Origin of the sequence: Candidatus Pantoea deserta (genome assembly GCF_003813865.1) — a bacterium.
Taxonomy (GTDB): domain Bacteria; phylum Pseudomonadota; class Gammaproteobacteria; order Enterobacterales; family Enterobacteriaceae; genus Pantoea; species Pantoea deserta.
On the sequence record NZ_RMVG01000003.1, the window covers coordinates 117,637 to 130,057 of the forward strand.

The window sequence follows — 12,421 nt, forward strand, 5'->3', positions numbered from 1 at the left end:
AATGAAACTGACTTTATTAGCGTTACTGACTGGCGTAATGACCTTTGGCGCGCACGCAGCGGAGGCGCCGAAAACGCTGAATCTGGGCATTCTCGGCGGGCAGAACGCTACCCAACAGATCGGCGACAACCAGTGCGTAAAAGACTTTTTTGATAAGGAACTCGGCGTCGACACGAAGCTGCGTAACTCCTCTGACTATGCGGGCGTGATCCAGGGGCTGCTGGGCGGCAAGATTGATATGGTGCTGAGCATGTCGCCCGCCTCATATGCCTCGGTCTATCTGCAAGACCCGCAAGCGGTGGATGTGGTGGGTATCCTGGTGGATGACAAAGACGGGTCGAAAGGCTATCACTCGGTGGTGATCGTTAAAAACAGCAGCGACTATAAAAAACTGGAAGACCTGAAGGGCAAATCATTCGGCATGGCCGATCCCGATTCAACCTCCGGCTTTCTGATGCCAGACCAGGCGTTTAAAAAAACCTTTGGCGGCAGCGTAGATGATAAATACAACGGCTTTTTCTCCAGCGTGACCTTCTCCGGCGGCCATGAGCAGGACATTCTCGGCGTGCTGAACAACCAGTTCGACGGCGCGGTGACCTGGAGTTCGCTGGTGGGCGACTATAACAGCGGCTACAGCTCAGGGGCCTTTGGCCGCCTTATCCGTATGGATCACCCCGATTTGATGAAGCAGATCCGCATTATCTGGCAGTCGCCGCTGATCCCGAACGGCCCGCTGCTGGTGAGCAATAAGCTGCCAGCGGCGTTTAAACAGAAGGTAGTAGAGACCATTCAGAAGCTGGATAAAGAGCAGCACGCCTGCTTTGTGAAGGCGGTAGGCGGCGCTCAGCATATCGGCCCGGCCTCGGTGGCGGATTATCAGAACATTATCGATATGAAGCGCGAGCTGGCGAAAGGCCAGCGCGGCTGAGTTAAGGGCGTTCCTTTCGCGGGAAGGGAACGCCTGACGCCGACGCGGTTAGCCGGCTTCGCCGCGATTTTTTCATCTGATGCAGGACTCTCTTTTGACTGACTTCGAACGCTACTACCAACGCATCCGCAGCCAGCAGAAACGCGACGCGCTGGTCTGGTCGCTGGTGCTGGCGACGCTCTATCTGCTGGCGGGCAATCTGTCGGAATTTAGCCTGACCACGCTGTGGGAATCGCTGCCGCACGTTTTCGATTACCTGTGGGAAACCCTGCCGGCACTGCACTTCTCCACGCTGTTCAGCGGCGCGAAAACCGAAGGTTCGCTGGCTTACTGGGGCTATCGCCTGCATTTTCAGCTGCCGCTGATCTGGGAAACCCTTCAGCTGGCGCTGGCCTCGACCCTCGTCGCGGTGTGCATCGCCACGATGCTGGCCTTTTTCGCCGCCGATAACACCCAAACGCCGCGCAGCCTGCGTATCGCCATTCGCGCCGTTGTCGCCTTTTTACGCACCATGCCGGAGCTGGCCTGGGCGGTGATGTTTGTTATGGCGTTTGGCATCGGCGCTATTCCCGGTTTTCTCGCGCTGGCGCTGCACACCATCGGCAGTCTGACCAAACTGTTTTATGAAGCCGTCGAAAGCGCGTCCGATAAGCCGGTGCGCGGGCTGGCCGCCTGCGGAGCCACTAAATTACAGCGGATGCGTTTTGCCTTCTGGCCGCAGGTTAAGCCTGTTTTCCTGTCTTACAGCTTTATGCGTCTGGAGATCAACTTTCGCTCTTCGACCATCCTTGGACTGGTGGGAGCAGGGGGCATCGGCCAGGAGCTGATGACCAATATCAAGCTCGATCGTTACGATCAGGTCAGCATGACGCTGCTGCTGATCATTATGGTGGTGTCGCTGCTGGATACGGTTTCCGGCAGGCTGCGCCGCCGCGTGGTGGAGGGAAAATCATGATGGCGCTGGCGCCGGACATCAACAGACTGAAGCAGGCGCATCCTGCGCTGTTCGCCACACAGCGGCGTTACTTGCGGCGTGTCGCGCTGCTGGCCGCAGCGGGACTGCTCTATTACCTGTTCTTTTTTAGCTTTTACGGCATTGAATGGAGCCGCGCGGCGCTGGGCGTGCAGCAGCTGGGACGTTATTTTCTGCGCATGTTTGTCTGGCAGGACTTTTTCAGCTGGCCGTTCGGCTACTACTTTTCGCAAATCGGCATTACGCTGGCGATTGTGTTTGCCGGTACCCTTACCGCATCCATTATCGCGCTGCCGCTGTCGTTTTTCGCAGCGCGCAACGTCATGCACGACCGCGCGACGCGTCCGATCGCCTGGGCGGTGCGTCGTCTGCTCGATCTGCTGCGCGGCATTGATATGGCGATTTGGGGACTGATTTTCGTGCGCGCCGTCGGCATGGGTCCGCTGGCAGGGGTGCTGGCGATCGTGATGCAGGACGTGGGGCTGCTGGGCAAACTCTATTCAGAAGGGCATGAGGCGGTCGAGCCTGCGCCGAGTCGCGGCCTGAGCGCGGTCGGGGCGAACAGCCTGCAAAAGCACCGCTTCGGCATCTTTACCCAGTCATTTCCCCACTTTCTGGCGCTGAGTCTCTATCAGATTGAGTCCAACACCCGCTCGGCGGCGGTGCTGGGCTTTGTCGGCGCGGGCGGCGTCGGGCTGGTGTACGCCGAGAATATGCGCCTGTGGAACTGGGATGTGGTGATGTTTCTCACTCTTGTGCTGGTGGCGGTGGTGATGATGATGGACGCCGTCTCCAGCCGCTTGCGCAAGCGCTATATCATCGGCAAGCCGGTGCCGCTCTGGCAGCCTGCCGCGCGCGGCTAAGACGCTGGCTGCGCTGCCATGCGCGGGTCAGCGCCTGCGCCAGCTGCGCGCTCTGCCAGGGCTTCGCCAGCCGTTCGCACAGCGGCAGCGCCACTGGCTGCATACGCAGATCCTGTCCGCTGATCAGCAGCGTGGCCAGTTCGGGCCACTGCTGCTGCGCCTGGCGAATAACGTCCGCGCCGTTTAGCGCGCCGGGCAGCATCAGGTCGCTGATGAGCAGGTCAATATCAGGCGTCTGGCGCAGCAGCGCCAGCGCTTCTTCCCCGCTGGCGCACTCCAGCGTCACATAGCCAAGCTGATGCAGATGTTCGCACAGGGTCTGACGCACCGCCGACTCATCATCCAGCACCAGGATCAGCTTATCGCCCGGCATGGAGGGCGCGGCGGCCATAACCGGCGGCGGCGCCGCCGCGCGCTCAGGCGCGCGCGGCAGCCGCAGACGCAGAGTGGTTCCCTGTCCCGGCGCGCTATCAATTTCAATCTGTCCGCCTGACTGGCGCACAAAACCATACACCATCGACAGGCCCAGTCCGCTGCCGCAGCCGGTCTCTTTGGTGGTAAAAAAGGGTTCAAAGGCCTGTTCCCGCACCTCCGGCGTCATGCCGCAGCCCTGGTCTGTCACCTCTATCACCACGCATTCGCCTCTCTCATGCTGCTGACTGGCGATGCGCAGGCGGATTTCGCCAGGCTGCTGCGCCATCGCGTCGCGCGCATTGACCACCAGATTCATCAGCGCGTTCTCCAGCTGACTGGCGTCAATCCAGGCCAGCCAGCCGGGCGGCTGCGTCTCAATGATCAGACGCTGGCCAGGCAGTAGCGAATGTTGCAGCAGACTTTGCAGGCCATCCACCAGCTGCACCACCGACACGGCGCGCGGATGCAGCGCCTGTTTACGGGAGAACGCCAGCAGACGCTGAGTGAGCAGGGCGGCGCGATCGGCCGCCTGTCGCGCCCGTTCAATGCGGTTCGCCAGCGTGCCGGGCGGCAGTTGCCCCTGCGTCAGCGCCAGACTGCCGATGATCACCGCCAGCAGGTTATTAAAGTCATGGGCGATACCGCCGGTAAGCTGGCCGACCGCTTTCATCTTCTGGCTGTGCACCAGCGCCTCTTCCAGCGCTTTGCGCGCGGTGCGCTCCAGCACGGTGTTGACGATACCGCGGCGCGGCACGGGACTGAAGCGCAGTTCAAGCGTGCGGCCATCGGCCAGCCGTACTTCCTGCGGTTCGCCGGAATCCAGCAATGCCACCCCGACGCGCTGTAGCAGCTGGCGGTAGTGCAGGCCGCGATGCAGCGCATCATCAGGCAGTCCCAGCAGCTGCGGGTACTGCGCGTTCCACACCACCAGCTGACCGCTGTTGTCGAACAGGGCAAAGCCGTCCCGCATCGCCAGAAACGTAGATTCGAGCTGGCTGCTTTTCTCTTTGAGCAGGCGTGAGGTATGCGCCAGCGACGCGGTATTGCGTGCGAAGACGTTAAAGGCGCGCGCCAGGTCACCCAGCTCATCGCGTCGCTGTAGACCCGGCACCGGCACGCGTTTTTCACCCTGCGCCAGCCGCGTCATGGCGCTGGCGATAGCGGTGAGGCTGGAGCCGAGGTTGCGATAGATATAGACCCCGGCATAGCCCGTGATCGCCAGCGCCAGCAGCGCGAACAGCGCAATAAACAGGATCACCGAATTGAGTTCACGGTGGGTCGCCGCGCTGCGCGTTTCGCTCTGCTGCGCCACCTGCTGCACGCAGGCGGTGATATCGTCATTCAGCATCGCCACCAGCGCCTTGATGCGATAGGTCGCCCAGGCGATCGCCAGATCGTTTTCCGCCAGCCGATCCGCCAGCGGCGTCAGCGAGCGTTGCGTCGCTATCAGACGTGCGATCTTGTCATCCAGCACGGCATTGCCCGATGTCGGCTGCCACATGGCCATGACCTGCTGGAGCTGCTCCACCACCGCAATGGGCGAAGGGGTGCGAATTGCCACGGCGATCAGACGCTCGGTCTGCTGGCGCAGCGAGAGCGATGGTCCGCGCGGCGTGGCAAGGCGGTTGATATGCTCCAGCAGCAGCTGCGACTGCCACAGACCGCTGAGCAGCGCGTTGCGCTGTAGATGGCGCTGATGGCCGTTAACCAGTAACCGGGCGATGGTCTGCTCCAGCATCAGGCTGCGTGCGCGGATGCGTGCCACCTGTTCCGGCTGGCGCGCGGCCAGCGGCGCGGCGGCGAGCAGCGCCAGCGAGCGCTGAAGCGCCTGCTGATTCTGCTCCAGGCGTTGCGATTCACTCTGATACTCCAGCGCGCCGACGACCTGCGACAGCCGCACGGCCGCTGTGGCGACGCTGGCCGTGTCGCGCGCCAGCGCCAGGCTGGCGCTCATATCAATCAGGGTTTGCGCCTGCGCCTGCTCCTGAATACGTCCGGCATGGCGAAAGCCCAGAATGGCGACGGCGCTGACCATCAGCGTGACGCAGACCACCAGCAAGTTAAACAGCAGCAGGCGGCCACGCGCGCCCGCCTGCCAGAGATGTTGATGCCGCATTCCGCCTCCGCGCCCGCCGTGACTGAGGCGAGTATAGGGCCTGCCCTGGCGCCATTTATGACAAATATGAACCGGGGCTGACATTTTCCATTTATCTGACGTTGCTTTACTCAGCCATAACCACGGTTATCTGGAGCGGCCCATGACAGCCACACCGATTCTGCAAATGCGCGACATCAAGCGGCGCTTCGGCCAGTTCTATGCGCTCAAGGGCGTCGATCTCACCGTCTATGCCGGTGAAATCCATGCGCTGATGGGCGAGAACGGCGCAGGAAAAAGCACGCTGATGAAGATCCTCGCGGGTGCCTACAGCGCCACCAGCGGCGAGATCCTGATCGACGGCCAGCCTTACGCCATAAAAGGACCCAAAGAGGCGCTGGCAGCGGGCATCACGCTGATTTACCAGGAGATCAACCTCGCCCCTAATCTGACGGTCGCGGAGAATATTTTTCTCGGCAGCGAAATGTCGCGCGGCGGACTGATTCGTCGTCGCCAGATGGCTGAAGAGGCCCAGCAGGTTATCGATCGGCTTGGCGCGCAGTTCAAAGCCACCGATCGCGTCAGCCGCCTTAGCATCGCCGAACAGCAGCAGGTGGAAATCGCCCGCGCGCTGCACCGCAACAGCCGCATTCTGGTGATGGACGAGCCTACCGCCGCGCTCAGCAACCGCGAAACCGAGCAGCTGTTCGCGTTAATTAAACGGCTGCGCGCGGAAGGCATGGCCATTATCTATATCAGCCACCGTATGGCGGAGGTGTATGAGCTTTCCGATCGCGTCAGCGTGCTGCGCGACGGACAGTATGTCGGCAGCCTGACCCACGACAGCCTTAACGCCAGCGAGCTGGTGCGCATGATGGTGGGCCGTCCGCTGAGTGACCTGTTTAACAAAGATCGCACTATTCCCTTTGGCGATATTCGGCTGGCGGTCAATCACCTGACTGACGGCGGCAAGGTGCGGCCGAGCAGTCTGGCGGTGCGCGCCGGGGAGATTGTCGGGCTGGCCGGGCTGGTGGGGGCAGGACGCAGCGAGCTGGCGCAGCTTATCTTCGGCGTGCATAAACCGAGCGGCGGTGAAATCTGGATCGACGGGCAGAAGGTCGCTATCCACTCGCCGCGCGATGCGATTGCGCGCGGTATCGGTTTTCTCACCGAAAACCGTAAAGAGCAGGGGCTGTTTCTGGAGATGGCCGCGCAGGAGAACATCGTGATGGCCACGCTGGAGCGCGATGCCAGCTATGGCCTGCTGAACCGGCGCAAGGGGCAGAAGATCGCCAGCGACGCCATCACCACGCTGAATATCCGCGTGCCGCACGCGCAGGTGCGCGCCGGAGGACTATCCGGCGGCAATCAGCAAAAGCTGCTGATTTCGCGCTGGGTATCCATCGGGCCGCGCATCCTTATTCTGGATGAGCCAACGCGCGGCGTTGACGTCGGCGCCAAAAGCGAAATCTACCGCATGATGAATCAGATGGCGCAGCAGGGCGTGGCGATCCTGATGATCTCCAGCGAGCTGCCGGAGGTGGTGGGCATGAGCGACCGGGTTTACGTGATGCGCGAAGGCACTATCGTCGGCGAGCTGGATCAGGCGCACATCAGTCAGGAAAACATTATGACGCTGGCCACCGGGGCGCAGGCCGCGTCGCCGATGGAAATATAAGGAGCGAACTGTGACCACAGAAACTACACGCGCAACCTCTCCCACCGTGAAACGGGCGCTAATGGGAGATTTACTGCAAACCGTCGGGATTCTGCCGATTCTGGTGCTGATTGTGGTGGTATTTGGCTTTGTCGCGCCCAACTTTTTTACCGAGGCCAATTTGCTCAATATTACCCGTCAGGCCTCGATCAATATCGTGCTGGCGGCTGGCATGACCTTTGTCATCCTCACCGGCGGTATCGATCTTTCCGTCGGCTCGATGCTGGGAACCACGGCGGTGGTGGCGATGGTGGCGTCGCTCGATCCCATGCTGGCCGGCATGACGATTCCGATGGCGCTGGGAGCAGGGCTGGCGATGGGGCTGTTCAACGGCATCCTGGTCGCCTGGGCCGGTCTGCCGCCTTTTATTGTCACCCTCGGCACCTATACGGCGCTGCGCGGCGCGGCCTATCTGCTGGCGAACGGCACCACGGTGATCAATTCCGACATCAGTTTTGAGTGGATAGGCAACGGCTATCTTGGGCCGGTGCCCTGGCTGATTGTTATCGCCTTCGCGGTGATTGCCATCTGCTGGTTTATCCTGCGCCGCACCACCCTGGGCGTACATATCTACGCGGTCGGCGGCAATATGCAGGCGGCGCGCCTGACCGGCATTAAAGTCGGGGCGGTGCTGGTGTTTGTCTATGCCATGAGCGGCCTGCTCTCCGGACTGGGCGGATTAATGTCAGCCTCGCGCCTTTACAGCGCCAACGGCAATCTGGGCGTGGGCTACGAGCTGGATGCTATCGCCGCCGTGATCCTCGGCGGTACCAGCTTTGTGGGCGGCATCGGCACCATTACCGGCACCCTGATTGGCGCGCTGATTATCGCCACCCTTAATAACGGCATGACGCTAATGGGCGTCTCCTATTTCTGGCAGCTGGTTATCAAAGGCGCGGTCATCATCATTGCGGTGCTGATCGACAAATATCGTACCCGACACCATGTCTCCTGATGGGGGCGTACCTCTTTTTTACTCTCCGCCATTAAGCCGTTGGCGATACTAATAACAGCAGGAGAAGGCCTATGCGTTTTAATCCGATTGTAACCGGGCTGCTGGCGGCAACGCTGTTCAGCGCCTCTGCCGCCCAGGCGAAAGATCTTAAATCTATCGGCGTCACCGTCGGCGATCTCGCCAACCCATTTTTCGTGCAGATTACCAAGGGCGCGGAGATGAAGGCGCACGAGCTGGCGGGTGATAAGGTTAACGTGACGCTGGTCTCCAGCGGCTACGATCTGGGCCAGCAGGTAGCGCAGATCGATAACTTTATTGCGGCAAAAGTCGACATGATTATTCTTAACGCCGCCGATTCCAAAGGCATTGCGCCTGCGGTGAAACGCGCCCGCGACGCCGGGATTGTGGTGGTGGCGGTGGACGTTGCGGCTGATGGCGCCAACGCCACCATTACCTCCGACAACACCCAGGCGGGCGAAATGGCCTGTAAATATATTTCAGATCGTCTGAAAGGCAAGGGCAACGTATTGATTATCAACGGGCCGCCGGTGTCAGCCGTGCAGAACCGCGTTGAGGGGTGCATGAACGAACTCAAGCGTCACCCCGATATTAAACTGCTTTCGTGGAACCAGAACGCCAAAGGCAGTCGCGAAGGGGGACTGGAGGTGATGACCGGCCTGCTGTCGGCGAATCCAAAAGTTGACGCCGTCTTCGCTATCAACGATCCGACGGCCATCGGGGCGGATCTGGCGGCGAAACAGGCGCAGCGCAGCGAGTTTTTTATCGTGGGCGTCGATGGATCGCCTGACGGCGAAGAGGCGTTGAAACGTAAAAACTCGCTGTTCGTCGCCACGCCGGCACAGGACCCGCAGGTTATGGCGGCCAAAGCGGTAGAGATCGGCTACGACATTTTGCAGGGCAAACCGGCGCCGGATAAGCCGGTACTGATCCCGGTTTCCCTGATCGACCGTGATAATGTGGGCAGCTATAAAGGCTGGACGGTGAAATAACCTCTGCCAGAGCGGTTCGCCTGCGGCTCAGTCAGGCTGTCAGTCGAACCGCTTCCGGCCGCATGACATCGGCGGAAAAAACATAGCCGAGGCCGCGAATCGTGCGGATCAGGCTCGGCTGATGCGGATTGGTTTCTATCTTGCGCCGCAGGCGCATAATCAGCACGTCAATGGTTCGGTCAAACACGTCCAGGCTCTCGCCGTGAGTCAGTTCCAGTAGTTGATCGCGCGTCAGTACCTTGCGCGCGTGACGCACCAGCGCGCGCAGCAGAGCATATTCCCCTTGCGTAAGCGGTACGGATTCGCGCTGGGGATTAAGCAACTGACAGCGCGCTTCATCAAGCTGCCAGCCGTTGAAGCGCCAGCCGCTCTCCGCGCTATCGGGCAGGGCGAGACGTCCGCCACGCCGCAGCGCCGCGCGCGCTCTTGCCACTACTACGCGGGGGTTAAAGGGTTTGGCGATATAGTCATCCGCCCCCATTTCCAGTCCTACCACCATTTCGGCTTCTGAACCCATCCCGGTGAGCATGATGACCAGCAGATCCGGGCGCTGGCGCTGGAGCTGTTGCAGGACCAGCAAGCCATTGGTATCCGGCAGCATCATATCCAGCATAACCAGCGCGATGTCGCTGTGCTGCGACAGCAGCGCTGCCGCGTCCCGACCGTAGTGACAGCAGTAGACGCTAAACTGTTGTTCGTTCAGCACATCCTGCAACAGTTCGCAAACGGCCTTATCATCATCGATAACCAGAATGGCGGGCTTCATGCAGCGCGACCTCAAAGTTATTAAAAGGTTAACAAGATTGTACACGGGCCGGTTTACGTCGTTCTGCGAGGCGATGGAAACGTGAGCAATATCGCGGTCGAAATTACTGAAGCGTGCGTTGGCGCAGAATTTTTTTACCTTTCGACCGACGCATGAAAACGATTGCGCAGCAGCGGGGCAATGCACCATAATCGCGCCTCCGTTTGGTTCAGATTTCTCTTATAAAATGCCAGGGCTGGCGAGGTAAACGATTGCGTCTGATGCTGGCATAGCGATTGCTATTTATACAGGTCTTACGCAGATTCAGGACGTTACGTCAGCGGTCGTCAGCATGCAGCGGCGCGCTGTGCGTGAGTACCACAATAATCAGCATGTAACCCACACTGGCAAGTGAGAACGCGCATTCGTGCCGTCTCCGCTCTTGAGAGATGATGATGTTAGAAAAACTGTTCAAACTAAAAGCGCACAATACGACGGTTCGTACCGAAGTGGTGGCCGGGATTACCACCTTCCTGGCGATGGCGTATATTCTGTTCGTTAACCCCAGCATTCTGGGCGCGACCGGCATGGATAAAGGCGCGGTATTTGTCGCGACCTGCCTGGCGGCGGCGATTGGATCGGTGCTGATGGGGCTTATCGCCAACTATCCGATCGCGCTTGCGCCCGGCATGGGGCTTAACGCCTTTTTCACCTACACCGTTGTACTGCATATGGGCTACACCTGGCAGATTGCGCTGGGCGCGGTATTTCTGTCGGCCGTCATCTTCTTTGCGCTGTCGATTTTCAAAATCCGCGAGTGGATTATTGCCAGCATTCCGCTGCCGCTGCGCGCTGGGATTGCGGCGGGCATCGGGCTGTTTCTCGCCCTGATCGCGCTGGAAGGCGCGGGTATTGTGGTGGATAACCCGGCGACCCTGGTTGGCCTGGGTGATTTGACCAAACCCGGCCCGCTGCTGGCACTGCTCGGCTTTGTGGTGATTGTGGTGCTGGAAGCGCGTCGCGTGACTGGCGCAGTGCTGATCGGCATTCTGCTGATTACCTTTATTTCAATGGGTATCGGGTTGTCGCCTTTCGCTGGCGTATTCTCCGCGCCGCCCTCTATCGCCCCGACCTTTATGCAGCTCGACATCGCCGGCGCGTTTAACGTGGGTCTGGTCAGCGTCATCTTTGCCTTCCTGTTTGTGGACGTGTTTGATAATACCGGCACGCTGCTGGGCGTAACTAAACGCGCCGGTCTGGCGGATGAGCAGGGCAATATCCCGAAAATGGGACGCGCACTGATCGCTGACAGCGCCGCTGCGCTGTTTGGCTCGCTGCTCGGCACCTCGACCACTACCAGCTACGTGGAATCGGCTGCGGGCGTGAGCGCGGGCGGGCGCACTGGCTTAACCGCTATCGTGGTGGCGATTTTATTTCTGCTGGCGCTGTTTTTTTCCCCGCTGGCAGGAAGCGTTCCGGTCTATGCAACGGCGCCGGCCCTGCTGTTTGTTGCCGTGCTGATGGCCTCTGGCCTGGCTGAAATCGACTGGAAAGATGTCACGACCGCTGCGCCGGTCACCGTGACCGCGCTGACCATGCCGCTGACTTACTCGATCGCCAACGGTATCGCCTTCGGTTTTATTACCTGGACGGTGGTGAAGTTACTGAGCGGTCGCACCAAAGAGATCAACGCCGCGCTGGTCATCCTCTCTGTGCTGTTCGTGATTAAACTTGGCTGGCTGAGCGCCTGATCCTCGTTGAGGCCGCAGCAGCAGGCTGCGCGGCCTTATCCCTGCTCTGCGCGGAAGACAGTCCTTGTCTTCCGCGCATTTTTTTATCCCGTTCCCTTAAGTTTGCGTACTGGCTTCCAGAGTGCCGCAGAAACGGTGTTAATGCCTCTGCCAGGCGACTATCCTGCAAGCCGCTGGTGTAACAGAACGCTGCGATCGAGCGACTATTTTCAAGGAATTAGTTGAACGCGGAATGTAATACACACAGAAAAAGGTAAAATTCCAGACAGCAGAGCACGCGCCAGCGGAAAGCTGTACCCCATTGCAAGGAGAAGCAATCTTATGGAACACACGTTAAGCGCCGTGCCTCGCTATTTGCCTCCGCTTTTACTCCCTCTCCGACAGACTGGAGGAAACGACATGGAACGCCTCACGAAACGAGTCGAGCGCCTTGAACAGGATACCGGTCAGATTAAAACGGACCTGGCGGTGCTGACCGAACGCTCGAAAAATTTTGCCACCAAAACGGATGTGGACGCGCTGCGCACAGACCAGTTTAAGCTGCGCTGCGAAATGCTGGCTGGATTTGCCCGAATTGAAAAGCAGACTGCCGCTCAGTTTGCTCGTATTGATGAAAAACTGGCGCGTGCGGATGCCTGGACTCTACAGGCAAATGGCAATTTTGCGACCATCAGCGAGCAGTTTAAACGCATTGATGAGCAGTTCGAGCGTATTGATGAGCGGTTCGAGCGTATGGATGAAAGATTTGAACGTATTGATGAAAAATTCGAACGTATTGATGAAAGATTCGAACGTATTGATGAAAGATTCGAACGTATGGATACGAAATTCGAGCGCATCGATGAAAAATTTGACCGCCTCAACGATCGTATTACCTGGACGCTGCTGATACCGGCAGTGTTAGCCGTGCTCGGCTGGGTGGCGAAAGAGGTTTTGATAAGGGCATAAAAGACGGATGTAACAGAGCACA

General features: G+C 59.5%; 10 protein-coding genes. 8 read left to right on the top strand and 2 right to left on the bottom strand.

The genetic code is table 11. The annotated features are described in order from the left end of the window. Window position 1: 1 nt before the first annotated feature. From phnD to phnE (BBB56_RS05650), 3 genes are all read left to right on the top strand, one after another. On the top strand, window positions 2-928 hold the full coding sequence (phnD, locus tag BBB56_RS05640) for a phosphonate ABC transporter substrate-binding protein (protein ID WP_123799655.1): 927 nt from the start codon (window positions 2-4) through the stop codon (window positions 926-928). Window positions 929-1,022: 94 nt separating this feature from the next. Then, window positions 1,023-1,883, top strand: a complete 861-nt coding sequence (phnE, locus tag BBB56_RS05645) for a phosphonate ABC transporter, permease protein PhnE (protein WP_123799657.1) — start codon at window positions 1,023-1,025, stop codon at window positions 1,881-1,883. Continuing rightward, window positions 1,880-2,764, top strand: a complete 885-nt coding sequence (gene phnE, locus BBB56_RS05650) for a phosphonate ABC transporter, permease protein PhnE (protein ID WP_123799659.1) — start codon at window positions 1,880-1,882, stop codon at window positions 2,762-2,764. Before phnE (BBB56_RS05645) ends, phnE (BBB56_RS05650) begins: the two co-directional genes overlap by 4 nt. On the opposite strand, the gene BBB56_RS05655 is transcribed toward phnE (BBB56_RS05650), so the two are convergent. Next, a complete protein-coding gene (locus tag BBB56_RS05655) occupies window positions 2,718-5,294 on the bottom strand; it encodes an ATP-binding protein (RefSeq protein ID WP_123799661.1) in 2,577 nt (858 codons plus the stop codon). The genes phnE (BBB56_RS05650) and BBB56_RS05655 overlap by 47 nt on opposite strands. 142 nt (window positions 5,295-5,436) lie before the next feature. Between BBB56_RS05655 and BBB56_RS05660 the strand changes: the two genes are divergently transcribed. From BBB56_RS05660 to BBB56_RS05670, 3 genes are all read left to right on the top strand, one after another. Beyond that, entirely contained in the window at window positions 5,437-6,951 is a 1,515-nt protein-coding gene (locus BBB56_RS05660; protein WP_123799663.1) for a sugar ABC transporter ATP-binding protein, read from the top strand. A gap of 61 nt (window positions 6,952-7,012) precedes the next feature. Further along, window positions 7,013-7,945, top strand: a complete 933-nt coding sequence (locus BBB56_RS05665; RefSeq protein ID WP_199756214.1) for an ABC transporter permease subunit — start codon at window positions 7,013-7,015, stop codon at window positions 7,943-7,945. 71 nt (window positions 7,946-8,016) lie between these two features. Continuing rightward, on the top strand, window positions 8,017-8,955 hold the full coding sequence (locus BBB56_RS05670; RefSeq protein WP_123799667.1) for an ABC transporter substrate-binding protein: 939 nt from the start codon (window positions 8,017-8,019) through the stop codon (window positions 8,953-8,955). A gap of 31 nt (window positions 8,956-8,986) precedes the next feature. On the opposite strand, the gene BBB56_RS05675 is transcribed toward BBB56_RS05670, so the two are convergent. After that, window positions 8,987-9,721, bottom strand: coding sequence for a response regulator (locus BBB56_RS05675; protein WP_123799669.1), 735 nt, complete (start codon window positions 9,719-9,721; stop codon window positions 8,987-8,989). Window positions 9,722-10,152: 431 nt separating this feature from the next. Here BBB56_RS05675 and BBB56_RS05680 point away from each other — a divergent pair, with 431 nt between their 5' ends. Next, window positions 10,153-11,451: an NCS2 family permease gene (locus BBB56_RS05680; RefSeq protein ID WP_233593000.1), complete on the top strand. Its 1,299-nt coding sequence runs from the start codon at window positions 10,153-10,155 to the stop codon at window positions 11,449-11,451. A 321-nt stretch (window positions 11,452-11,772) separates the two neighbouring features. After that, window positions 11,773-12,399 (top strand): hypothetical protein, encoded by a 627-nt coding sequence (locus tag BBB56_RS05685; protein ID WP_123799671.1) that lies wholly within the window; start codon window positions 11,773-11,775, stop codon window positions 12,397-12,399. Window positions 12,400-12,421 lie beyond the last annotated feature (22 nt).

What these genes read in the sequence shown, in the direction of transcription:
- BBB56_RS05675 (WP_123799669.1), bottom strand. Translation starts at nt 9,721, where the DNA reads ATGAAGCCCGCCATTCTGGTTATCGATGATGATAAGGCCGTTTGCGAA.
- phnE (WP_123799659.1), top strand. Translation starts at nt 1,880, where the DNA reads ATGATGGCGCTGGCGCCGGACATCAACAGACTGAAGCAGGCGCATCCT.
- BBB56_RS05665 (WP_199756214.1), top strand. Translation starts at nt 7,013, where the DNA reads ATGGGAGATTTACTGCAAACCGTCGGGATTCTGCCGATTCTGGTGCTG.
- BBB56_RS05655 (WP_123799661.1), bottom strand. Translation starts at nt 5,294, where the DNA reads ATGCGGCATCAACATCTCTGGCAGGCGGGCGCGCGTGGCCGCCTGCTG.
- BBB56_RS05660 (WP_123799663.1), top strand. Translation starts at nt 5,437, where the DNA reads ATGACAGCCACACCGATTCTGCAAATGCGCGACATCAAGCGGCGCTTC.
- BBB56_RS05685 (WP_123799671.1), top strand. Translation starts at nt 11,773, where the DNA reads ATGGAACACACGTTAAGCGCCGTGCCTCGCTATTTGCCTCCGCTTTTA.
- phnD (WP_123799655.1), top strand. Translation starts at nt 2, where the DNA reads ATGAAACTGACTTTATTAGCGTTACTGACTGGCGTAATGACCTTTGGC.
- BBB56_RS05680 (WP_233593000.1), top strand. Translation starts at nt 10,153, where the DNA reads ATGATGTTAGAAAAACTGTTCAAACTAAAAGCGCACAATACGACGGTT.
- BBB56_RS05670 (WP_123799667.1), top strand. Translation starts at nt 8,017, where the DNA reads ATGCGTTTTAATCCGATTGTAACCGGGCTGCTGGCGGCAACGCTGTTC.